Origin of the sequence: Umezawaea beigongshangensis (genome assembly GCF_016464305.1) — a bacterium.
In the GTDB taxonomy this organism is placed as follows: domain Bacteria; phylum Actinomycetota; class Actinomycetes; order Mycobacteriales; family Pseudonocardiaceae; genus Umezawaea_A; species Umezawaea_A beigongshangensis.
Map to the genome: position 1 here is coordinate 516,489 of NZ_JAEIOJ010000002.1, position 22,217 is coordinate 538,705.

18 protein-coding genes are annotated in these 22,217 nt (G+C 72.8%); 13 read left to right on the forward strand and 5 right to left on the reverse strand.

What is annotated here, in order from left to right; translation table 11 throughout:
• Nucleotides 1-22: 22 nt before the first annotated feature.
• From IMZ35_RS06915 to mmsB, 9 genes are all read left to right on the forward strand, one after another.
• Nucleotides 23-1,360, forward strand: a complete 1,338-nt coding sequence (locus IMZ35_RS06915; RefSeq protein ID WP_229370845.1) for a tetratricopeptide repeat protein — start codon at nucleotides 23-25, stop codon at nucleotides 1,358-1,360.
• Nucleotides 1,357-2,781 carry a nickel/cobalt transporter gene (locus tag IMZ35_RS06920; protein WP_229370847.1) on the forward strand — a complete coding sequence of 475 codons (1,425 nt, stop codon included), beginning with the start codon at nucleotides 1,357-1,359 and terminating at the stop codon, nucleotides 2,779-2,781. Before IMZ35_RS06915 ends, IMZ35_RS06920 begins: the two co-directional genes overlap by 4 nt.
• 315 nt (nucleotides 2,782-3,096) lie before the next feature.
• Nucleotides 3,097-4,083 (forward strand): LacI family DNA-binding transcriptional regulator, encoded by a 987-nt coding sequence (locus tag IMZ35_RS06925; protein ID WP_199440346.1) that lies wholly within the window; start codon nucleotides 3,097-3,099, stop codon nucleotides 4,081-4,083.
• Nucleotides 4,084-4,294: 211 nt separating this feature from the next.
• Nucleotides 4,295-5,977: a ribulokinase gene (araB, locus tag IMZ35_RS06930; RefSeq protein WP_199440065.1), complete on the forward strand. Its 1,683-nt coding sequence runs from the start codon at nucleotides 4,295-4,297 to the stop codon at nucleotides 5,975-5,977.
• Complete coding sequence (locus tag IMZ35_RS06935; protein ID WP_199440066.1) at nucleotides 5,978-6,658, forward strand: L-ribulose-5-phosphate 4-epimerase; 681 nt, start codon at nucleotides 5,978-5,980, stop codon at nucleotides 6,656-6,658.
• A 73-nt stretch (nucleotides 6,659-6,731) separates the two neighbouring features.
• Complete coding sequence (gene araA / locus IMZ35_RS06940) at nucleotides 6,732-8,249, forward strand: L-arabinose isomerase (RefSeq protein WP_199440067.1); 1,518 nt, start codon at nucleotides 6,732-6,734, stop codon at nucleotides 8,247-8,249.
• A 106-nt stretch (nucleotides 8,250-8,355) separates the two neighbouring features.
• Nucleotides 8,356-9,483, forward strand: a complete 1,128-nt coding sequence (gene chvE, locus IMZ35_RS06945; RefSeq protein WP_199440068.1) for a multiple monosaccharide ABC transporter substrate-binding protein — start codon at nucleotides 8,356-8,358, stop codon at nucleotides 9,481-9,483.
• A 94-nt stretch (nucleotides 9,484-9,577) separates the two neighbouring features.
• Nucleotides 9,578-11,116 carry a multiple monosaccharide ABC transporter ATP-binding protein gene (gene mmsA, locus IMZ35_RS06950; RefSeq protein WP_199440069.1) on the forward strand — a complete coding sequence of 513 codons (1,539 nt, stop codon included), beginning with the start codon at nucleotides 9,578-9,580 and terminating at the stop codon, nucleotides 11,114-11,116.
• Complete coding sequence (gene mmsB, locus IMZ35_RS06955; protein ID WP_199440070.1) at nucleotides 11,113-12,372, forward strand: multiple monosaccharide ABC transporter permease; 1,260 nt, start codon at nucleotides 11,113-11,115, stop codon at nucleotides 12,370-12,372. Before mmsA ends, mmsB begins: the two co-directional genes overlap by 4 nt.
• Before the next feature lie 84 nt (nucleotides 12,373-12,456).
• On the opposite strand, the gene IMZ35_RS06960 is transcribed toward mmsB, so the two are convergent.
• Both IMZ35_RS06960 and IMZ35_RS06965 read right to left on the reverse strand, forming a co-directional pair.
• Nucleotides 12,457-13,482 carry a LacI family DNA-binding transcriptional regulator gene (locus IMZ35_RS06960; protein ID WP_199440071.1) on the reverse strand — a complete coding sequence of 342 codons (1,026 nt, stop codon included), beginning with the start codon at nucleotides 13,480-13,482 and terminating at the stop codon, nucleotides 12,457-12,459.
• A 72-nt stretch (nucleotides 13,483-13,554) separates the two neighbouring features.
• The gene (locus tag IMZ35_RS06965; RefSeq protein ID WP_199440072.1) at nucleotides 13,555-13,764 is read right to left on the reverse strand and encodes a hypothetical protein; all 210 of its coding nucleotides are present in this window, start codon (nucleotides 13,762-13,764) and stop codon (nucleotides 13,555-13,557) included.
• 135 nt (nucleotides 13,765-13,899) lie between these two features.
• Here IMZ35_RS06965 and IMZ35_RS06970 point away from each other — a divergent pair, with 135 nt between their 5' ends.
• The 4 genes from IMZ35_RS06970 to IMZ35_RS06985 are packed head-to-tail and all read left to right on the forward strand — an operon-like array spanning nucleotide 13,900 to nucleotide 18,224.
• A complete protein-coding gene (locus tag IMZ35_RS06970; RefSeq protein WP_199440073.1) occupies nucleotides 13,900-15,231 on the forward strand; it encodes an MFS transporter in 1,332 nt (443 codons plus the stop codon).
• Nucleotides 15,232-15,249: 18 nt separating this feature from the next.
• Nucleotides 15,250-15,909 carry a response regulator transcription factor gene (locus IMZ35_RS06975; protein ID WP_199440074.1) on the forward strand — a complete coding sequence of 220 codons (660 nt, stop codon included), beginning with the start codon at nucleotides 15,250-15,252 and terminating at the stop codon, nucleotides 15,907-15,909.
• Complete coding sequence (locus IMZ35_RS06980; protein ID WP_199440075.1) at nucleotides 15,910-17,310, forward strand: sensor histidine kinase; 1,401 nt, start codon at nucleotides 15,910-15,912, stop codon at nucleotides 17,308-17,310.
• Nucleotides 17,307-18,224 carry a TAXI family TRAP transporter solute-binding subunit gene (locus IMZ35_RS06985; protein WP_199440076.1) on the forward strand — a complete coding sequence of 306 codons (918 nt, stop codon included), beginning with the start codon at nucleotides 17,307-17,309 and terminating at the stop codon, nucleotides 18,222-18,224. The genes IMZ35_RS06980 and IMZ35_RS06985 overlap by 4 nt, the downstream gene beginning before the upstream one ends.
• Before the next feature lie 6 nt (nucleotides 18,225-18,230).
• On the opposite strand, the gene recQ is transcribed toward IMZ35_RS06985, so the two are convergent.
• From recQ to IMZ35_RS07000, 3 genes are all read right to left on the reverse strand, one after another.
• The gene (gene recQ, locus IMZ35_RS06990; RefSeq protein ID WP_229370849.1) at nucleotides 18,231-20,213 is read right to left on the reverse strand and encodes a DNA helicase RecQ; all 1,983 of its coding nucleotides are present in this window, start codon (nucleotides 20,211-20,213) and stop codon (nucleotides 18,231-18,233) included.
• Nucleotides 20,214-20,335: 122 nt separating this feature from the next.
• Nucleotides 20,336-21,310 (reverse strand): VWA domain-containing protein, encoded by a 975-nt coding sequence (locus IMZ35_RS06995; RefSeq protein ID WP_199440077.1) that lies wholly within the window; start codon nucleotides 21,308-21,310, stop codon nucleotides 20,336-20,338.
• A complete protein-coding gene (locus IMZ35_RS07000) occupies nucleotides 21,310-22,206 on the reverse strand; it encodes a DUF58 domain-containing protein (RefSeq protein WP_199440348.1) in 897 nt (298 codons plus the stop codon). Before IMZ35_RS07000 ends, IMZ35_RS06995 begins: the two co-directional genes overlap by 1 nt.
• Between the last annotated feature and the right edge of the window lie 11 nt (nucleotides 22,207-22,217).

Sequence of the window (22,217 nt, forward strand, 5' to 3'; positions counted from 1 at the left end):
ACCACGACGTGAGGTGAGCACCATGTCCGCACCGGGCGAGCAGTTCCTCCCCGGCCCCCACCGCAAGCTCGTCCTCGTGGTGCTCGCGGTGTCCGCCGCGGCGGCGCTCGCGGTCGGCGCGACCTCCGCGCCGGCGCCGGAACCCCCTGCCGTCGCCACCGTCCCCGCGGCGCACGACGAGCGCGGCGCGCTGTTCCGCTCCGCCGACGTGCTGCGCGACCGGTTGCGCAGGCTGCCGGGGGACGCCGACGGCTGGGCGCGGCTGGGCACCACCTACGTGGAGATCGCCCGCGTCACCGCCGACGCCTCCTACTACCCCAGGGCCGACGGCGCGCTGCGCGAGTCGCTGCGGGTGCGGCCCGACGGCAACGGGGCCGCGATGCTCGGCCGGGGCGCGCTGGCGAGCGCCCTGCACGACTTCTCCGGCGCGCGGGACTGGGCGCTGCGGGCGGTCGAGGTGCTGCCCGGCTCCGTCGAGGCGCACGGCGTGCTGGCCGACGCGCTGACCCAGCTCGGCGACGACGACGGCGCGGCGTCCGCCGTGCAGCGGATGCTCGACCTGCGCCCCGGCGTCGCCGCGTTCACCCGCGCCTCCTACCACCTGGAGCTGCACGGCGACGACGACGGCGCGCGCGACGTCATGGGACGCGCACTGGCCGCCGCGAGCACCCCCGAGGAGATCGCCTTCTGCCGCTACCACCTGGGTGAGCTGGCCTTCGGCGCCGGAGAGCTCGACGAGGCGGCGGAACAGGTGCGGTTCGGGCTGGCGGCGAGCCCGCACGACCCCGCGCTGCTGCGCGGTGCGGCGCGGGTGGCCGCCGCGCGCGGCGAGACCGGGCGCGCTCTGGCCGGGTACCGGGAGGTCGTGGAGCGCGCCCCGCTGCCGCAGCACCTGCTGGAGTTCGCCGAACTGCTGGAGGCGGCCGGGCGCGGCGAGGAGGCGCGGGAGCAGTTCACCGTGCTGGCCGAGCAGCAGCGCGCGCAGGCGGCGCAGGGCGCGGGCGACGACCTGACGGCGTCGCGGATCGCGGCGGACCACGGCGACCCGGCGGAGGCGCTGCGACTGGCCGAGGCCGAGTGGGGCAGGCGGCGGAGCGTGTTCACCGCCGACGCGCTGGCGTGGGCGCTGCACGTCGGCGGACGCGACGCCGAGGCGCTGCCCCTCGCCGACCTGGCCGTGGCGACGGGCTGGCGCGACGCGGCGGTGGGCTACCACCGGGGCACGATCCTCGCCGCGCTCGGGCGCACCGACGAGGCGGTGCGCGTGCTGAGCGACGCCCTGGCCCGCAACCCGCACTTCTCCCCCGTCCAGGCCCCCGAGGCGCGGGCAGCGCTCGCGCGGCTGCGGAGCGGCCGGTGATCCGGCGCTGGCCGGTGCTCGCCGCTGGCGCGCTGGCGCTGCTGCTCTCCCCCGGCGTCGCCGAGGCGCACCCGCTGGGCGACTTCAGCGTGAACCACTACCACGGCCTCCTGCTGCACCGGGACCGGATCGACGTGCTGTCCGTCGTGGACACCGCGGAGATCCCCACGCTCCAGGAGCGCGCGGACCTCGACACCGACGGCGGCGGGACCGTGTCGGAGGACGAGTCCGCGGCGGCGGCGCCCCGGCGGTGCGCCGAACTGGCGGGCGCGGTGGAGTCCACCGTGGACGGCTCGGCGCTGCGCTGGGAGGTGCGCTCCGCGCGGCTGGAGCACCCGCGCGGGCCGGCCGCACTGCCGACGACGCGGCTGACGTGCGCGCTGACCGCGCCGGTCGCCGTCGACCGGCCCGTCGCGGTGTCGTTCCGCGACACCTCCCGGCCCGACCGGATCGGCTGGCGGGAGATCACCGCCAGCGGTGACGGCGTCGTCCTGTCCGGCGCCGGCGTCCCGGCGCGCAGCGTCACCGACGAGCTGCGCGAGTACCCCGACGACCTGCTCGGCGAGCCGCTGGACGTGCGCGAGGTGGAGCTGCGCGCCGAGCCCGGCGCAGGGTCGGCCGGTGGCGCCGCGGCCAGCGAGCCCGACGGGCCCGGCCTCCCGTCCGCGCTGGCGTCGACGGTGACGGGTCTGGTCGGCGACCGGGACGCCTCGCCGTGGGCGGGAGTGCTGGCCGTGCTGCTGTCGCTGGTGCTCGGCGCGTCGCACGCGGCGCTGCCCGGCCACGGCAAGACGATCATCGCCGCGTACCTGGCCGGGCGGCACGGCACGGCGCGCGACGCGCTCGTGGTGGGCGCGTCGGTCACCGCGACCCACACGGGCGGCGTGCTGGTGCTGGGTCTGCTGATCAGCGCGTCGAGCGGTCTGGCCGGCGAGGTCCTGCTGCGGTGGCTGGGAGTGGTCAGCGGTCTGCTCGTCGCGGGCATCGGCGTGCTGCTGCTGCGCTCCGCCCTGCGCGCCCGCCCGCTGCGCGAACCGGTCGCGGCGGGACCCGGCCACGGACACGGGCACGGCACCGGCCACGGGCACGGGCACGGCACCGGGCGGGCCGGGCTGATCGGCGTGGGGGCCGCGAGCGGCCTGGTGCCCAGCCCGTCAGCACTGGTGGTGCTGCTCGGCGCGGTGGCGCTCGGCCGCACCTGGTTCGGCGTCCTCCTCGTCGTCGGCTACGGCCTCGGCATGGCCGCCGTGCTCGTGGTCGCGGGCCTGGCCCTGGTGCTGCTGCGCGACCGCGCCGAGCGCGTCACCACCGGCCCGGTCCACGCGTGGGTCGGCCGGGCCTCCGCGGTCGCGCCCGTCGTCACCGCGGCGGCGGTCGTCGTCCTCGGCGGCTGGCTCGCGGTCGGCGCGCTGACCGGCTGATCCGGGCCCCGCTCCCCGATCTGATTCTGTGAGCGCTAACAGCTCGCCCCTCCGGAGAGCGGCACCCGTTCGGAGCAACGTCCGTCCGGCACACCGGCCGGTCCCAGATCCGGCGGCCCGATCTCGCCGGTGTCAACGGATTGCACACTTCGCCCCGTCGAGCACTGTGGACGGTCGGCCCGCCGAGGAGCTGCTTGCCCTGCACGATCTGCGTGTTACCGTTAACATCCGTCGGCCGCAGGCCCGCAGCGGCGCGGGCGCGCCCGGGAACCGGAGGTGCGAGGGGTGGACGGCAGAACTGCGCGCGACCCGGCCATGACCGACGTGGCCCGGCTCGCCGGAGTGTCGCACCAGACGGTGTCCCGCGTTCTCAACGACCACCCCAACGTGCGCGAGCAGACCAGGCTCCGGGTGCGCGCCGCCATCGCCGAGCTGGGCTACCGGCCCAACCGCGCGGCACGGGCGCTGGTCACCGGCCGCTCGCAACTGCTGGGCGTCGTCGCGCAGAACTCCGCCCTCTACGGTCCCGCGTCGCTGCTCGCCGCCTTCGAGGGCGCGGCGGCGGAGGCGGGTTTCGCGGTCAGCGTCGGCAGCGTCGGCTCGCTGGACCGCGCGTCGGTCTCCGCCGCCGTCGAGCGGCACCTCGACCAGCGGGTCGCCGGGATCGTGGTGATCGCCCCGGTGGCGTCGGCCAACGAGGCCCTGGACCACCTGCACTCGGCCGTCCCCCTGGTCACGGTCGACGGCGACCCGGCCCGCTCGACCGCGCTGGTGACGGTGGACCAGGTGAGCGGGGCGCGCGCCGCGACGCGGTTCCTGCTCGACGCGGGTCACTCGACCGTCTGGCACGTCTCCGGCCCGACCCAGTGGTTCGACAGCGCGGGCCGCATCGCGGGCTGGCGCGCGGAACTGGAGCGGGCGGGCGCGGAGGTGCCTCCGGTGATCGCGGCGGACTGGACGGCGGCGGCGGGGTACCGCGCCGGGCAGGTGCTCTCCCGGATGCCCGACGTGACGGCGGTCTTCGCGGCCAACGACCACCTCGCACTGGGCGTGCTGCGGGCCCTGAGCGAGCGCGGCCGGAGCGTGCCCGGCGACGTGAGCCTGATCGGTTTCGACGACGTGCCCGAGGCGGCGTACTTCACCCCGCCGCTGACCACGGTCCGGCAGGACTTCGACGCCGTCGGCCGGGCCACGCTGTCGCTGCTGCTGTCCCAGATCACGTCCGGGGAGCCGAGCTCCCAGCGGCGCACGGTGGCTCCCGAACTCGTCGTGCGCGACAGCGTCGCCCCGCCCCCCGCCTGACCAGCGACGGGCCCGGACACGGTCCGTGACCGGTCGTGTTGTGCACGCTCACGACAGCGCCCCGCGCTCGTGAACAGCAGGTGAGCGGTGTTACCGAAAAGTTGCCGCCACGTGTTGACGGGACTAATGTTAGCGATAACACTGCAACTTCGAGCCAGTCGGCGGTGTCCGGCGCACGCTCTGTCCGATCTCCGAGACGAAGGTGTCTTCCATGCCGATCGATCCGTTGGACGCCCTCGTGGTGGGAGTGGACTTCGGGACGCTGTCCGGACGAGCCGTGGTCGTGCGGGTCCACGACGGCGCCGAGCTCGGCAGTGCGGTGCACGAGTACCGCCACGGCGTCGTCGACCGCACCCTCCCCGTCACCGGGCGCCAGCTCCCCCCCGAGTGGGCGTTGCAGGTCCCCTCCGACTACGTCGACGTGCTGCGGAACGCCGTTCCCGAGGCCGTGCGCGCCGCCGGTGCCGACCCGGCCCACGTCATCGGCATCGGCACCGACTTCACCGCCTGCACGGTGCTCCCGACCACGGCCGACGGCACGCCGCTGTGCGAGCTGCCCGAGTTCGCCGCCGAGCCGCACGCCTACGTCAAGCTGTGGCGCCACCACGCCGCGCAGGGCCAGGCCGACCGCATCAACGCGCTGGCGGAGAAGCGCGGCGAGAGCTGGCTGCCGCGCTACGGCGGGCTGATCTCCTCGGAGTGGGAGTTCGCCAAGGGCCTGCAACTGCTGGAGGAGGCCCCCGAGGTCTACGCGGCGACCGAGCACTTCGTCGAGGCGGCCGACTGGATCGTCTGGCAGCTCACCGGCACCTACGTGCGCAACGCCTGCACCGCGGGCTACAAGGGCATCCTCCAGGACGGCGAGTACCCGTCGGAGGAGTTCCTCGCCGCGCTCAACCCCGACTTCGCCGGATTCGTGCGCGACAAGCTGGAGCACCCGCTCGGGCAGCTCGGCGACCGCGCGGGCGGCCTGTCCGCGCAGGCCGCGGGGTGGACCGGCCTGCCCGAGGGCATCGCGGTCTCCGTCGGCAACGTCGACGCGCACGTCACCGCCCCGGCCGCGCGGGCCGTCGAGCCCGGCCAGATGGTCGCGATCATGGGCACCTCCACCTGCCACGTCATGAACGGCGAGCAGCTGCGCGAGGTGCCGGGCATGTGCGGCGTGGTGAAGGGCGGCATCGTCGCCGGTCTGTGGGGCTACGAGGCCGGGCAGAGCGGTGTCGGCGACATCTTCGCGTGGTTCGTCAACCACGGCGTGCCGCCGGAGTACCACGAGCAGGCCCGCGAGCGCGGCATCAGCGTGCACGAGCTGCTGACCGAGCTGGCCGCGCGCCAGGACATCGGCGAGCACGGCCTGATCGCCCTGGACTGGCACAGCGGCAACCGCTCGGTGCTGGTGGACCACGAGCTGTCCGGCCTGGTCCTCGGCCAGACGCTGGCCACCCGCGCGGAGGACACCTACCGCGCGCTGATGGAGGCCACGGCGTTCGGCACCCGCATGATCGTCGACACGTTCACCGACGCCGGCATCCCGGTCACCGAGCTGGTCGTCGCGGGCGGTCTGCTGCGCAACGCACTGCTCATGCAGATCTACGCCGACGTGGTGAACCTGCCGCTGTCGACCATCGGCTCCGAGCAGGGCCCCGCGCTGGGCTCGGCGATCCACGCCGCCGTCGCGGCGGGCGCCCACGCCGACGTCAGGGTCGCCTCGGAGGCGATGGGCTCGGTCAACCGGGGCGTGTACCAGCCGATCCCGGAGAACGTCGAGCTCTACGAGCGGATGTTCGTCGAGTACGCCGAGCTGCACGACCACTTCGGCCGCGGCGCGAACAGCGTCATGCACCGGCTGAAGGCGCGCAAGCGCGCCATCGCCACGAGCAGGGAGAGCGAGTAGATGTCCTCCGCCATCGCCCACGTGCGAGAGACGATCACCGAGCTGCGCCGCGGCGTCGCGGAGCTGCACCGCGAGCTGACCCGCTACCGGCTCGTCGTGTGGACCGCGGGCAACGTCTCCGCCCGCGTGCCCGGCGAGGACCTCCTGGTCATCAAGCCGTCGGGGGTGTCCTACGACGAGCTGACCCCGGAGCGGATGGTCGTCACCGACCTGGACGGCGTCCTGGTCGACGGCGAGCACTCCCCGTCCTCCGACACCGCCGCGCACGCCTACGTCTACAAGCACATGCCCGAGGTCGGCGGCGTCGTGCACACCCACTCCCCCTACGCGACGGCGTGGGCGGCGCTGGGCGAGCCGATCCCGTGCGTGCTCACGATGATCGCCGACGAGTTCGGCGGCGAGATCCCGATCGGGCCGTTCGCCCTCATCGGCGACGACTCGATCGGCCGCGGCATCGTGGACACGCTGCGCGACAGCCGCTCCCCGGCGGTCCTCATGCGCAACCACGGCCCGTTCACCGTCGGCAAGGACGCGAAGGCGGCCGTGAAGGCGGCCGTCATGGTGGAGGAGGTGGCCCGCACGGTCCACATCGCACGCCAGCTCGGCACGCCCCACCCCATTCCGCAGGACGACGTGGACCGCCTCCACGCGCGCTACCAGAACGTCTACGGGCAGGTCTGACCGGGACCCGCTCGACCCGCCCGATCCACCACCCAGCACCATCACGTCCCAGACGAGCCCCTCAGGAGAGACGATGCCGCCCGCTGCGAAGCCCCAGATCTGGTTCCTCACCGGCAGCCAGCACCTCTACGGCGCCGACGTGCTGGACCAGGTCGCGCAGCAGTCGCAGCAGATCCAGCGCACGCTCACCGAGTCGGGGCAGATCAGCGCGGAGATCGTCTGGAAGCCGGTGCTGACCGACGCCGCGGCGATCCGGGCGACGATGCTGGAGGCCAACTCCGACGCGTCGTGCATCGGCGTCGTCGCCTGGATGCACACGTTCTCCCCGGCGAAGATGTGGATCACCGGCCTGGACGTGCTGCGCAAGCCGCTGCTGCACCTGCACACGCAGCTCAACGCGACGCTGCCGTGGGCGTCGATCGACATGGACTTCATGAACCTCAACCAGGCCGCCCACGGCGACCGCGAGTTCGGGTTCGTGCAGACCAGGCTGGGAGTGGCGCGCAAGACCGTCGCCGGGCACGCCTCCGACCCCGTCGTCGCGTCCCGGATCGACGGCTGGGCCCGCGCGGCGATCGGCCGGGATCGACTCGGGGGCTTGAAGCTGGCACGATTCGGCGACAACATGCGCGATGTGGCGGTCACCGAGGGCGACAAGGTGGAAGCCGAACTCCGGTTCGGCGTCTCCGTCAACACCTACGGCGTGAACGACCTCGTCGCCGTGGTGGACGCCGTGACCGACGAGGCGGTCGACGCGCTGGTCGCCGACTACGCCGACACCTACCGGCTCGCGCCGGAACTCGCGCGCGGTGGCGAGCGGCACGACTCCCTGCGCTACGCGGCCCGCATCGAGGCCGGACTGCGCACGTTCCTCACCGACGGCGGCTTCGGCGCGTTCACGACGAACTTCCAGGACCTCGGCGGACTGCGTCAGCTCCCCGGCCTGGCCGTGCAGCGGCTGATGAACGACGGCTACGGCTTCGGCGGCGAGGGCGACTGGAAGACCTCGGCGCTGCTGGCGGCCGTGAAGGCGATGGGCGCGGGCACCGGCCGCGGCACCTCCTTCATGGAGGACTACACCTACCACTTCGGACCCGGCGAGCCGAAGATCCTCGGCGCGCACATGCTGGAGGTCTGCCCGAGCATCGCCGCGCAGCAGCCGTCGTGCGAGATCCACCCGCTCGGCATCGGCGACCGCGAGGACCCGGTGCGCCTGGTCTTCGACGCCGCGCCCGGCGACGCCGTGGTGATCGGCCTGGTCGACCTCGGCGACCGGTTCCGCTTCGTCGCCAACGAGGTCGAGGTCGTCGCGCCGGACGAGCCCCTGCCCAACCTGCCGGTGGCGCGTGCGGTGTGGAAGCCCGCGCCGTCGCTGTCCACGTCCACCGAGTCGTGGCTCACCGCGGGCGGACCGCACCACACCGTCCTCACGCACGCCGTCGGCTCGGACACGCTGCGCGACTTCGCGCTCATGGTCCAGACGGAGCTCGTCGTGATCGACGAGAAGACCACCACCGCCGACTTCGGCGACCGCCTGCGGTGGAACTCCGCCTACCACCGGGTCGCCCAGGGCCTGCCCGGCTGGAGGTGATCCGGCTGGCGAACGAGCACCACCGCGCAAGCGCACGACAACGATGGCAGCAGGACCAGCTAGACCCGCGGCGTCCGCCGCGCCCAGGTGATCTCAAAGGAGAGACATGAAGCTCGCACGGTTCGCGTCGGTGGGTGCCACCTTCGCACTCGCCGCGGCACTGACCGCCTGCGGTTCGTCGACCAAGACGGTCGACGAGCAGGCCGCCCCCGGCGACAACGCCGGTGGCCTCGTCGGCGTCACGATGCCGACGAAGTCCTCCGAGCGGTGGATCCACGACGGCGACAACATCAAGAGCGCCCTCGAGGCGCAGGGCTACCAGGTCGACCTGCAGTACGCGGAGAACGACATCCCGACGCAGGTCAACCAGATCGAGAACCAGATCACCAAGGGCGCGAAGCTCCTGATCGTCGCCTCCATCGACGGCACCGCGATCACCACGCAGCTGCAGCAGGCCGCCGATGCGAAGATCCCGGTCATCGCCTACGACCGGCTCATCCGCAACAGCCCGAACGTGGACTACTACGCCACCTTCGACAACTTCCAGGTCGGCGTGCAGCAGGCGACCTCGCTGCTGACCGGTCTGAAGGTGAAGAACGCCGACGGCTCCGAGGGCTCGGTCACCGGCCCGCTGAACATCGAGCTGTTCGCCGGTTCGCCCGACGACAACAACGCCACGTTCTTCTTCAACGGCGCGATGTCGGTGCTCCAGCCCTACATCGAGAAGGGCACCCTCGTGGTGAAGAGCGGCCAGACCGACTTCACCACCGCGGCGATCCTGCGCTGGGACCCGGCCACGGCCCAGAAGCGCATGGAGGACATCCTGACCTCCACGTACTCCAGCGGTGAGAAGGTCGCCGGCGTGCTGTCCCCGTACGACGGCCTGTCGATCGGCATCCTGTCGGCCCTGAAGAGCAACGGCTACGGCTCCGGCGGCCAGGCCTACCCGATCGTCACCGGTCAGGACGCCGAGGTCGCCTCGGTCAAGTCCATCATCGCGGGCGAGCAGCACGCCACGATCTACAAGGACACGCGTCAGCTGGCCGCCGCGACGGTGAAGATGGCCGACGCGGTGCTGAAGGGCGAGAAGCCCGAGGTCAACAACGAGAAGGACTACGACAACGGCGAGAAGGTCGTTCCGGCGTACCTGCTCGAGTCCGTGATCGTGAACAAGGAGAACTACGAGAAGACCCTGGTCGAGTCGGGCTACTACACGGCCGACCAGCTCAAGTAGGTCGCACGGACCGCGTCCCGTCGCCGCCGGATCGAACCGCGGCGGCGGGACGCCCCTCATCCTCCCGTCGTCCCGACCGCTAGGGGCCCAACCCATGACCGACGACATCCTGCGGATGCGCGGAATCACCAAGACCTTCCCCGGAGTGAAAGCGCTCCAGGACGTCACCCTGTCCGTGCGCCGCGGCGAGATCCACGCGATCTGCGGCGAGAACGGCGCGGGCAAGTCGACGCTGATGAAGGTCCTGTCCGGTGTGCACCCGCACGGGTCGTACACCGGCGAGATCGTCTTCGACGGCCAGCCGTGCTCCTTCTCCAGCATCCGCGACAGCGAACAGCTCGGCATCGTGATCATCCACCAGGAGCTGGCGCTCGTCCAGCAGCTGTCGATCGCCGAGAACATCTTCCTGGGCAACGAGAAGGCGTCCCGCGGCCTGATCGACTGGAACCGCACCAACCACGCCGCCGCCGAACTGCTGCGACGCGTGGGACTGCGGGAGAACCCGGTCACCCCGGTGGTCGACATCGGCGTGGGCAAGCAGCAGCTCGTGGAGATCGCGAAGGCGCTGTCCAAGGAGGTGAAGCTGCTCATCCTCGACGAGCCCACCGCGGCGCTGAACGACGAGGACTCGGCTCACCTGCTCGACCTGCTGCGCGGTCTGCGCGACGAGGGCATCACCTCGGTGATCATCTCGCACAAGCTCAACGAGATCACCGAGATCGCGGACTCCATCACGATCATCCGCGACGGCAGGACCATCGAGACCCTGGACGTGCACGGCGGCCAGGTCACCGAGGACCGCATCATCTCCGGGATGGTCGGCCGGGACCTGGAGCACCGCTTCCCGCCGCACGAGTCGCACGTCGGCGACGAGGTGCTGCGCATCGAGGACTGGACCGTGCACAACCCCGCGCAGGGCGGCCGCAGGGTCGTCGACGGCGCGAACCTCGTGCTGCGGCGCGGTGAGATCGTGGGCCTCGCCGGGCTCATGGGTGCCGGCCGCACCGAGCTGGCGATGAGCGTGTTCGGCCGCTCCTGGGGCACCGGGATCTCCGGCCGCCTCGTCAAGGACGGCAAGGAGATCCACCTCAAGAACGTGCAGGACGCCATCGCGAACGGCATCGCCTACGTCTCCGAGGACCGCAAGCGCTACGGTCTGAACCTCATCGAGGACATCAAGCGCAACGTGTCCGCCGCCGGGCTCCCCAAGCTGGCGAAGCGGGGCTGGGTGAACGAGAACGAGGAGTTCAGCGTCGCCGAGCGCTACCGCAAGAGCATGAACATCAAGGCTCCCAGCGTGCTCACCACCACCGGGACGCTCAGCGGCGGCAACCAGCAGAAGGTCGTGCTGTCCAAGTGGATCTTCACCGATCCCGACGTGCTGATCCTCGACGAGCCGACCCGCGGCATCGACGTGGGTGCGAAGTACGAGATCTACACGATCATCAACGAGCTCGCCGCCGAGGGCAAGGCGGTGCTCGTGATCTCCTCGGAGCTGCCGGAGCTGCTCGGCCTGTGCGACCGGATCTACGCCCTGTCGGAGGGCCGGATCACCGGTGAGGTCGAGCGCGCCGAAGCCACCCAGGAACGTCTGATGCAGTACATGACCAAGGGACAGGAGCAGCGTCCATGAGCACGACACCCGTCACGGCCGACGGCCCCGCGGAGGGAGGGCCCACCGGCGACGCGCCAGTGGCACCGGGCACCTCACCGCGGCGCTTCACGATCAACGTGCGGCAGAGCGGCATCTACGTCGCCTTCGCGCTGATCGTGGTGCTGTTCACCGTCCTCACCGACGGCGCGCTGCTCCAGCCGCAGAACATCTCCAACATCATCGTCCAGAACTCCTACATCCTGATCCTCGCGATCGGGATGATCCTGATCATCATCGCCGGGCACATCGACCTGTCGGCCGGTTCGGTGGTGGCCGTGACGGGCGCGATCTGCGCCGTGCTCACGGTGAACATGGACGTGGCCTGGCCGATCGCGGTGGCCATCACCCTCGTCGCCGGCGCCGCCATCGGCGCGTGGCAGGGGTTCTGGATCGCCTACTTCGGCATCCCGGCGTTCATCGTGACGCTCGCGGGCATGCTCGTGTTCCGCGCGCTGACCATGACGGTGCTGGGCAACCAGGGCATCGGCCCGTTCCCCGACCAGATCCGCACGCTCTCCAACGGCTTCATCGAGAGCTACCTCGGCAACATCGGTCTCGGCCCGCTGGGCGGCGCCGACCTGCTGACGCTGGTCGTCGGCGTCGTCCTGGTCGCCGGCTTCGCGCTCACCCAGTGGCGGGCGCGCAAGGCGCGGCTGGGCTACAACCAGATCGTCGACCCGATGCCGGTGTTCCTGCTCAAGATCGGCCTGGCCGGCGTCATCGTCATGGCCGTGATCGTGCAGCTCGCGCGGTTCAAGAACCTGCCGTGGGTGCTGGTCCTGCTGGCCGTGCTGGTGCTGGGCTACTCGCTGCTCACGACCCGCGCGGTGTTCGGCCGCCGCATCTACGCGGTGGGCGGCAACCTCCAGGCGGCGACGCTGTCCGGCGTGAAGGTCAAGTCCATCACGTTCTGGATCTTCGTCAACATGGGTGTGCTGGCCGCGCTGGCCGGTGTCATCTTCGCCGGTCGCCTCAACCAGGCCGGTCCGACGGCGGGCAACGCCTTCGAGCTGGACGCCATCGCCGCCGCGTTCATCGGCGGTGCGGCCGTGCAGGGCGGTGTCGGCAAGGTCGTCGGCGCCATCACCGGCGGCCTGATCATGGCCGTCATCAACAACGGCATGTCGCTGATCGGCGCACCCAGCGAGCGCGTCATGCTCGTCAAGGGTCTCGTGCTGCTCGCGGCCGTGGCCTACGACGTGTGGACCAAGCGCCGCGCGGGCGCTGCCCACTGACGGCACGCTCCTCGCACCACCCGCGGACGGCCGGGGCTCGCGCCCCGGCCGTCCGTCGTGCGGCGGGGACCGCTGGAACGCGGCCTAGCGCGTCCGGGTCCTGGGGCCCGTGCTCTCCCGCACGACCAGCTCCGGCGTCACCATCAGCCGCGGCGTGCCGGTCCGGCCCTCCATCTGCTCGCGCAGCAGCTCGAACGTCCTGCGGCCCACCTCGGCGAAGTCCTGCCGCACGGTGGTCAGCGGCGGGCTGAAGTACGCCGCCTCCGGCACGTCGTCGAAGCCCACCACGTGCACGTCGCGCGGCACCTCGATGCCCTCCTCGGCGAACGCCCGCAGCACACCCAGCGCCATCTGGTCGTTGGCCACGAACACCGCGTCCACGCCCGTCTCCGCGGCGAGCGCCTTCCCCGCCTCGTAGCCCGACCTCGGGCTCCAGTCACCGCGCAGCACCGGACGCTCCGGCGCGCCGTGCCGCCGCAGCGTCTCCCGCCAGCCCCGCACCCGCTCGTCGGCCTCCACCCAGTCCAGCGGACCGGCCACGTGCCACACCGACGCGTGCCCGAGGGCGAGCAGGTGCTCCACCGCGCGGCGCGCGCCGTCGAACTGGTCGACCGACACCGCCGGGAACGGCACGGAGTCGGAGCCGTTGACCACGACCAGCGGCACGTCGTGCGGGGCGAACTCCAGCGCGCGGCTGGTCGCGAGGTGCGGGGCGATGACGACTATGCCCCCGACCGCCTGCCCGTGCAGGATCTCGATCGCACCGGTGATCGAGGCGTGCTCGGGGTCGCTGATGCTCGTGATGGACAGCGCGTACCCGGCCTCGCGCGCCGCGATCTCGACGCCGAGCAGCGTGCTCGCCGGGCCGTGCAGCGTGGAGTCCAGCGCCACGACGCCGAGGGTGCGCGACCGGCCGGTGGCCAGCGTGCGCGCCGCCGAGTTGGGCCGGTAGTTCAGCTCCTGGATGGCCGCCAGCACCCTGGCCCTGGTCTCCGCCTTGACCGGCCCGGTCTCGTTGATCACCCGCGACACCGTCATGTGCGAGACGCCGGCGCGCCCGGCGACGTCGGCCAGGGACGGCTGCCGTCCGCGAAACTCCTGGTCCGCCATCCGCGTCAACTCCGGTTCCTCGTTCGGCCGTGCTCGCCGCAAGCCTAGGGGGCGAGGATCGCGCGCGGCCGATCACCACGGGCCGTGTCGCGGTGCGGTCGGGGCGGCGCGGTCGAGGCTGACGACGTACTGGGCGATTTCCTCCGCCGAGCTGTCCGGACCGGTGGCCGAGGCCGGGTTCACCGGCGTCACGTGGCCGGACACGAGCTCCCACCAGCCGGTCCTGGTGGCCGAACGCCCCGCTCGCGAAGAACCGGCCCGCGCCGGGTCGGGCGTTCGCACGGCCCGTCCCCTGTGTCCGGACGGACGTGTCCCGTGCGCGGAACTCCCTCAAGCGGAGGTAAAGAAGCTGCGGAGCGCCTTGTCCGGAGCACCGGCGGGACCGCACGGTGTGACCGATCACGACGAGGAGGTCGCATGAGCACCCGGACGACGGCGTCTGAGCAGCCCGGCACCACACCACCGCACAGCGAACGCCGGGTCGTCGGCAACGTGGTGCGCGGCAGCATCGGCAATCTCATCGAGTGGTACGACTGGTACGCCTACACGGCGTTCGCGGTGTACTTCTCGGCGACGTTCTTCCCCTCGGGGAACCAGACGGCGCAGTGGCTCAACACGGCGGCGGTGTTCGCCGTCGGCTTCCTCATGCGGCCGCTGGGCGGGTGGCTGCTCGGGCGGTTCGCCGACCGGTTCGGCCGTCGCAGGGCGCTCACCCTGTCGGTGACGCTGATGGCCGCCGGATCGCTGATGATCACCCTCACGCCGGGGTACGCGACGATCGGCGTGGCCGCCCCGATCCTGCTGGTGACCGCGCGGCTGCTCCAGGGCCTGTCGGTCGGCGGCGAGTACGCCACGAGCGCGACCTACCTGTCGGAGGTGTCCTCCCCCGGCAAGCGCGGCTTCTACTCCAGCTTCCAGTACGTCACGCTGACCTCGGGCCAGCTGCTGGCGCTGGGGTTGCAGATCGTGCTCCAGCAGGTGCTCAGCCCGGAGGCGCTGTCGAGCTGGGGCTGGCGCATCGCGTTCGCGGTGGGCGCGCTGGGCGCGGTGGTCGTGATGTACCTGCGACGCACCATGGACGAGTCGGAGAGCTTCGAGCGGGAGAGGGCGAGCGGCGGCGGGTCGCAGGGCACGCTGCGGGCGCTGGCGAAGCACCCGAAGGAGGTCCTGCTGGTCGCGGGCCTCACGCTCGGCGGCACGGTGGCGTTCTACACGTACACGACCTACCTGCAGAAGTTCATGATCAACACCAGTGGCATCGAGAAGAGCACGGTCACCTGGATCAACTTCCTGGCGCTGCTGGTGTTCGTCGTGATCCAGCCGCTGGCGGGCCGGTTGTCCGACCGCATCGGCCGCCGTCCCCTGCTGCTGGGCTTCGGCATCGCGGGCACGCTGCTGACCGTGCCGCTGCTGACGCTGCTCGGCGGGACGCGCAACCCGGTGTTCGCCTTCGCCCTCATGCTCGTCGCCCTGGTGATCATCACCGGCTACACCTCGATCAACGCCATCGTGAAGGCCGAGCTGTTCCCGACGCGCATCCGCGCGCTCGGCGTCGGCCTGCCCTACGCGCTGACCGTGGCGATCTTCGGCGGCACGGCGGAGCTGATCGCGCTGTCGCTCAAGCAGGCCGGACACGAGTCGGTGTTCTTCTGGTACGTGTCGGGCTGCGTGCTCGTGTCCCTGCTGGTGTATCTGTTCATGCGCGAGACCTCGAAGGACTCCCCCCTGGAGGCCGCGCCGCAGGACTGACGAACGAGGAGGTGGCCCGTGCGCGTGCTGCTCGTCGAGGACGACGACGGGGTGGCCGACGCCCTGGTGGAGGCGCTCGACGCGCACGGGCACGTCCCCGCCAGGGCCCGCCGCGGCTCGGACGCCCTCACCGCCCACCGCGACGCCGACCTGCTGCTGCTGGACCTCGGGCTGCCCGACTGCGACGGTCTGGACGTGCTGCGCAAGCTCCGCCGCGTCTCCGACGTCCCGGTCCTCGTCCTGACCGCGCGGGGCGACGAGCGGTCGGTGGTGCGCGGGCTGCGGCTCGGCGCGGACGACTACCTCGTCAAACCGGTGCGGCTGGCGGAACTGCTGGCCAGGATGGACGCGGTGGCCCGCAGGGTGGCCGCCAGGACCGGTGGTGGCGAGCGGGTGGTGCGCGTGGGCGACGTGGAGATCGACCTGGACTCGCGGCGCGTCCTGGTGGCCGGGGAACCGGTCACGCTGACCACCAAGGAGTTCGACGTGCTGGCCGTGCTGGCGAGCAGGCCGGGCACCGCGATCAGCCGGCAGCACCTGATGGACGAGGTGTGGGGCGACGCCTACCTGGCGGTGTCGCGGTCGCTGGACGTGCACGTCGCGCAGGTGCGGGCCAAGCTGGGGCGGCCCGGCGTGCTGTGCACGATCCGCGGCTTCGGCTACCGGCTGGGCGAGTAGGTGCGCCGCCGCCTGCTGCTGGTGCTGCTGCTGTTCTCCGCGACGGCGGTGGCGTCGTTCGCGCTGCCGCTGCTGTCCGCGACGGCGGCCGAGCGCACCCAGACCTTCGTGCTCGGCCGCACCGGCGACACCGACCGGTTCGCCGCGCTCGCGCAGCAGGCCCGCACGACCGGTGACAGCGCCGCGCTGCGCGCCGAGGTCGCCGAGTACACCGCCCTCTACGGCGAGGCGGTCGTGGTGGTCGACGCGCAGCGCGCTGCCGTGGTCGAGTCGGGTGGCCTGCGGGCCGACGACCCGGCGCTGTCCGGCGTGCTGGACGCGGCGCTGCGCAACCAGCCCGCCGCGCCGGTGCCGACCGTCCTGCCCTGGTCCGACCGCGAGGTGCTGTTCGCCCGCCCGGTCGGCACGGGCACGCGGGTCGCCGGGGCCGTGGTGCTGCGCGCCTCGACCGAGCGGGCGGCGGCCGACGTGGCGCGGCGGTGGACGTGGGTGCTGGCCGGGGCGCTGGCCGCCGGTGTCGGCTGCGTGCTGCTGGCCCTGGTGGTGGCGCGCTGGCTGCTGCGCCCGCTGGCCGAGCTGGACCGCGGTGTGCGAGCGGTCGCGGGCGGGCAGCGGCGGGCGCACGTGACGGTGACCGGACCGGCCGAGCTGCGGGCGCTGTCGGAGTCGTTCAACCGCATGTCCGACGCGGTGACCGAGGCCGCCGACCAGCAGCGCAGGCTGATCGCGGACGCCTCGCACCAGCTCCGCAACCCCCTGGCGGCGCTGCGGCTGCGGGTCGACACGCTGGCCGGGCGGGTCACGCCGGACGGCGAGCGCACCTACCGCTCGACGGTGGCGGAGGTGGAGCGGCTGGAGTCCCTGCTGGACGGCCTGCTGGCGCTGGCGTCGGCGGAGAGCAGGGCGGTCGAGCTGGCGGCCGGTGGCCGTGAGCCGGAGGTGTGCGACGTGGGGCACGTCGTGCTGGAGCGGGTCGACGCGTGGAGCGCGGCGGCGGGGGCCGCCGGGGTGCGGCTGGAGGTCGGTGCTCGGTCGCCGCTGTCGGTGCTCGCGCGGTGCCCGGAGCCGGACCTGGCGCAGGTGCTGGACGTGCTGCTGGACAACGCGGTCAAGTACGCGGGGCGGGGCGCGGTCGTGCGGGTGGAGCAGGGCGCGGACCGCGTGGCGAGCACCGCGCGGGTCGTCGTGTCCGACGACGGTCCCGGTCTGCCGCCGGACGACCTGCCGCGCGCGACCAGGCGGTTCTGGCGCGCGAGCGCGGCCGACGGGCGCGGCACCGGTCTGGGGCTGGCCATCGCGGACAGCGTGCTCGCCGCGCGCGGCGGGCGGCTGGACCTGCGCGCGGCGGAGCCGACGGGGCTGGCTGTGCTGGTGGAACTGCCGCTGGAGCCCGCGCTGTGAGGCGCCGGACGCTGCTGCTGGGGGCGCTCGGCTCGGTGCTCACCGGGTGCGCGGGCGGCGGCTACCGGGGCCCGGAGCGGACGGTGACGGTCGCCGCCGGGGAACCGGGCGGCTTCTACCTGGACTTCGCGACGCTGCTGGCGGCCGAGCTGACGGCGGCGGAACCCGATCTGCCGAGCACGGCCGTGCGGACCGGTGGCAGCGTGGACAACCTCGCTCTGCTGCGCGACGGCCGCGCGGACCTGGGACTCGCGCTCGCCGACACGGCGCAGTCGGCCGATCCGGCGCTGGAGCTGCGCGCACTGGGCCGCGTCTACGAGAACTACCTGCAACTGGTGGTGCGCGCGGACTCCCCCGTCGCGGCGGTGGCCGATCTCGCCGGGCGGACCGTGTCGCTCGGCGCACCGGGGTCCGGCGCGGCGCTGCTCGGCGACCGCCTGCTCGCCGCCGCCGGGCTGACCGCGCGGGTGGAGCACCTGCCGCTGCTGGAGGCGACGACGGCGCTGGAGACCGGCCGGGTCGATGCGGTGCTGTGGTCGGGCGGGGTGCCCACGCCGTCGCTCGCGGAGCTGGACCTGCGCGCCGGCATCCGGCTGCTGCCGCTGGACGGCGTGCTGGCGCTGCTGCGCGAGCGGCACGGACCCGTCTACGAGCAGGTGTCCGTGCCGAGCGGCGTGTACCGGGCGGCGGCCGAGGTGCCCACGATCGGCGAGGCGAACCTGCTGGTGTGCCGGGCGGCCCTGCCCGAGGAGGTCGCCGCCGCCGTGGTGCGGGTCCTCGTCGGGCGGGCCGCGCGACTCGTGCCGCAGCAGGCCGTGGGCGCGCAGTTCCTCGACGTCCGCAGCCTGATCGGCACGGCCGGGCTGCCGCTGCACCCCGGCGCGGTCACCGCGTACCGCGCGCTGCACGGCTGAGCCCGGTCAGGCGTTGAGCGTGTCCAGGATCTGCTGGCCGTACTTCGCCAGCTTGTTCTCGCCGACGCCGTTGACCGCGCTCAGCTCGGCGAGCGTCGACGGCGCACGGGCGGCGATCTCGCGCAGCGTCGCGTCGTGGAAGATCACGTACGCGGGCACGCCCTGCTCCTTGGCCGTGGCGGCACGCCACGCGCGGAGCTGCTCGAACACCGGGACCGCCTCGGCGGGCAGGTCCACGGGCTCGGCCTTGCGTGCCGACGAGGACGACGACCTGGTCCGGGCCGCCCTCGCCGGGCGCTCCCGCTCGCGGCGCAGCACGACCTCCCTGCGGCGGCCCAGCACCTCCGCGCTGCCCTCGGTCAGCACGAGCGTGCCGTAGTCGCCCTGCACGGCGAGCAGCCCCTGCGCGAGGAGCTGGCGGACGACGCCGCGCCACTGGCTCTCGTTCAGCTCGGCGCCGATGCCGAACACCGACAGCGTGTCGTGGTCGTGCTGGATCACCTTGGCGGTCTTGCGGCCCAGCAGGATGTCGACGGCCTGACCGGCGCCGAACTTCTGCCGCCGCTCGCGGTCGAGCCGGAACACCGTGGAGAGCAGCTTCTGCGCGGCCACGGTGCCGTCCCACGACTCCGGCGGCGTGAGGCAGGTGTCGCAGTTGCCGCACGCCGTGCTGTCCTGGCCGAAGTACTTCAGCAGCTGGACGCGGCGGCACTCGACCGTCTCGCACAGCGCGAGCATCGCCTCCAGGTGCGTGGCGAGCCTGCGGCGGTGGGCGTCGTCGCCCTCCGAGGTGTCGATCATCTTGCGCTGCTGCACGACGTCCTGGAGGCCGTAGGCGAGCCACGCGGTCGACGGCAGGCCGTCGCGGCCCGCGCGGCCGGTCTCCTGGTAGTAGCCCTCGACGGACTTCGGCAGGTCGAGGTGGGCGACGAACCGCACGTCCGGCTTGTCGATGCCCATGCCGAAGGCGATCGTGGCGACGACGACGAGCCCGTCCTCGCGCAGGAACCGGGACTGGTTGGTCGCGCGGGTCCGCGCGTCGAGCCCCGCGTGGTACGGAACGGCCTCGATGCCGTTGGCCACCAGGAACTCCGCGGTCTTCTCCACGGACGCGCGCGACAGGCAGTAGACGATGCCCGCGTCACCGGCGTGCTCGGAGCGCAGCAGGTCCAGGAGCTGCTTGCGCGGCTCGTTCTTCTGCTCGATGCGGTACTGGATGTTGGGCCGGTCGAAGCTGGCGACGAAGTGCTTGGCGTCCTCCAGCTTCAACCGGGTGGCGATCTCGGTGTGGGTGGTCCTGGTGGCGGTCGCGGTCAGCGCGATGCGCGGCACGGTCGGCCAGCGCTCGTGCAGCGCGGACAGCGCGAGGTAGTCGGGCCGGAAGTCGTGGCCCCACTGGGCGACGCAGTGCGCCTCGTCGATGGCGAACAGCGAGATGGTGCCGCGTTGCAGGAGCTGCACCGTGGACTCGACCTTCAACCGTTCCGGCGCGAGGTAGAGCAGGTCCAGCTCACCGGAGAGGAACTGCGCCTCGACGACCCGGCGCTCCTCGAAGTCCTGGGTGGAGTTGAGGAAACCCGCCCGCACGCCGAGCGCGGTCAGCGCGTCGACCTGGTCCTGCATGAGGGCGATGAGCGGGGAGACGACCACGCCCACGCCGTCGCGGACCAGCGCGGGGATCTGGTAGCACAGGGACTTTCCGCCGCCGGTGGGCATGAGCACGAGCGCGTCGCCACCGGACACGACGTGGTCGATGATGCTCTGCTGCTCACCCCGGAACGCGTCGTAGCCGAAGATCCGGTTGAGCGCCTCCTCGGCCGTCTTCGGTCGCTCGCCGCCCCCGGCGGCCCACTGCGCGGTCTCCCAGTCGCTCGGCGCGGACTCCTCGGGTCCGAGGTCCTCCGGCGGCCCCCAGTCTCCGGACCCCCAGTCCTCCACGGGCTCCTCGGGGCCGGGATCGTCCAGGTGCGCGGAGCCGGGAAAAACCATGTGCCGGAGTGTAGGGCCCAGCCCCGACACTCCAGCACCGCCCGCGAGTCGCCCGTTCGAGCACCCCGAGTCGACCGTTCAGGCACCCCGGGTGGAGCGTTCGAGCACCCCGAGCGGAGCGTTCAGGGAAGACGCTGGGACAGGAGCAGCGAACCGGCCGCGGCGATCAGGGCGGCGATCGTGCCCATGACCAGCCAGGGCTTGCTCGCGTCGGCCTGCTTCTTCTCGTAGCCGATCTGCTCGCCGAGGGTGTCGTAGACGCGGCGCAGCTCCTCGGCGCTCGCGGCCTTGAAGAACTCGCCGCCGGAGATCTCGGCGATCTCCCTCATCGACTCGTCGTCCACCGGCACCTCCTGGCTGCGCCCGTCGATGTCGACGACGCCCCTGGACGTGCCGAAGGAGATCGTGGAGATCGGAACGCCCGCCTTCTTCGCGTCCTCCGCCGCGTCGAACGCCTTGCGCGTGCCGACGGTCTCCTTGCCGTCGGTCATGAGCACGATCCGCGACGGCGGCGGCCCCTCCGCTCCCCCGACGACCTTGCCGAACGAGTCGATGGCGGCCATCGCGGCCACGATCGCGTCGCCCGTGGCGGTCGACTGGGCCAGTTTGAGGCCGTCGATGCCGCCGGTGACCGCGTCGCGGTCGGTGGTCGGCGCGACCAGCACGGTGGCCGAACCGGCGAAGGAGATGAGGCCGAGGTTGATGCCGGGGGTGAGCCCGTCGGCGAAGGACTTCGCGGCGACCTGCGCGGCCTCCAGCCTGCTGGGCTGGATGTCGGTCGCCATCATCGACAGCGAGGTGTCGACGACGAGCATGACCGTGGCGCGGTTGCGCGGCACCCGCTGCTCCGCGGTGGGACCGGCCAGCGCGATCGTGAGCAGCACGAACGCCACCAGCAGGAACGCGGCGGGCACGTGCACCGGCCAGCCGGGCCGCTTGGGCGCGACGCGCTCCAGCAGCTCCAGGTTGGTGAAGCGCAGGACGCGCTTGCGGCGCACCCGTTGCAGCACCACGTACCCCGCGCCGAGCGCCGCGACGACGATCAGCAGCAGGAACCACCAGGGCGAGGTGAACCCGGTGAGGCTGGGCCCGGCCATCAGGCGACTCCTCCGGACCAGCGCCGCTTGCGGGCGACCACGAAGCGGACTGTGTCGGCGATCCAGTCCGAGTCGGTGCGCAGCACCAGGTGCCCCGCTCCGGCGCGGCGCAGCCCGACTGCCACGTCGGAGCGGTGCTCCGCGGCGGCGGCGGCGAACTCCCTGCGCAGCAGCGGCGACGCGGTGACCTCGCGCTGGCGTCCGCTCTCCGGGTCGGAGAGCACGACCGTGCCCACCTCGGGCAGGTCCACGTCGCGCGGGTCGACGACCTCCACCGCGATCAGGTCGTGGCGGGCCGACAGGGCGCGCAGCGGACGCTGCCACCCCGTGTCGCCGAGGAAGTCGGAGATCACCACGACGAGGCCGCGGCGACGGGGAGGACGGCGGAGCTGCTCCAGCACGGCGGCCAGGTCGCCGCGGGTGCCCTCGGCGGCGCGCGGCGTCTCCGCGACCTTGCGGACGAGACCTCGGGCGTGCGCGAGGCCGCCGCGGGCCGGGACCCGCACGACGGTCTCGCCGGTGGACACGATCGCGCCGATGCGGTTGCCTCCGCCGCTGGTGAGGTGCGTGACGGCGGAGGTGGCGGCCACCGCGAGGTCGCGCTTCTCGCACGCGGCGGTGCCGAAGTCGAGGCTGGGCGACAGGTCGACGGCGAGCCAGGTCTCCAGCTCGCGGTCGGCGACGGTCTCGCGGATGTGCGGCACGGTGGTGCGGGCGGTGACCGCCCAGTCCATCCGGCGCACGTCGTCACCGGGCTGGTAGGGCCGCGCCTCGCCCGGCTCGGAGCCCGGCCCCGGCACCAGACCGAGGTGGTTGCCCTGGAGCAGGCCGTCGAGCCTGCGCCTGACCTCCAGCTCCATGGTGCGCAGCGCGGCCTCCATGCGGCCGCCGTGCATCACCGGCGGCG

Excerpts from the sequence above, each read along its gene's own strand:
- araA (WP_199440067.1), top strand. The coding sequence starts at position 6,732 with ATGCCGCCCGCTGCGAAGCCCCAGATCTGGTTCCTCACCGGCAGCCAG.
- IMZ35_RS06995 (WP_199440077.1), bottom strand. The coding sequence starts at position 21,310 with ATGGCCGGGCCCAGCCTCACCGGGTTCACCTCGCCCTGGTGGTTCCTG.
- IMZ35_RS07000 (WP_199440348.1), bottom strand. The coding sequence starts at position 22,206 with ATGCACGGCGGCCGCATGGAGGCCGCGCTGCGCACCATGGAGCTGGAG.
- IMZ35_RS06925 (WP_199440346.1), top strand. The coding sequence starts at position 3,097 with ATGACCGACGTGGCCCGGCTCGCCGGAGTGTCGCACCAGACGGTGTCC.
- IMZ35_RS06915 (WP_229370845.1), top strand. The coding sequence starts at position 23 with ATGTCCGCACCGGGCGAGCAGTTCCTCCCCGGCCCCCACCGCAAGCTC.
- chvE (WP_199440068.1), top strand. The coding sequence starts at position 8,356 with ATGAAGCTCGCACGGTTCGCGTCGGTGGGTGCCACCTTCGCACTCGCC.
- recQ (WP_229370849.1), bottom strand. The coding sequence starts at position 20,213 with ATGGTTTTTCCCGGCTCCGCGCACCTGGACGATCCCGGCCCCGAGGAG.
- IMZ35_RS06970 (WP_199440073.1), top strand. The coding sequence starts at position 13,900 with ATGAGCACCCGGACGACGGCGTCTGAGCAGCCCGGCACCACACCACCG.
- IMZ35_RS06935 (WP_199440066.1), top strand. The coding sequence starts at position 5,978 with ATGTCCTCCGCCATCGCCCACGTGCGAGAGACGATCACCGAGCTGCGC.
- IMZ35_RS06960 (WP_199440071.1), bottom strand. The coding sequence starts at position 13,482 with ATGGCGGACCAGGAGTTTCGCGGACGGCAGCCGTCCCTGGCCGACGTC.
- mmsB (WP_199440070.1), top strand. The coding sequence starts at position 11,113 with ATGAGCACGACACCCGTCACGGCCGACGGCCCCGCGGAGGGAGGGCCC.
- araB (WP_199440065.1), top strand. The coding sequence starts at position 4,295 with ATGCCGATCGATCCGTTGGACGCCCTCGTGGTGGGAGTGGACTTCGGG.
- mmsA (WP_199440069.1), top strand. The coding sequence starts at position 9,578 with ATGACCGACGACATCCTGCGGATGCGCGGAATCACCAAGACCTTCCCC.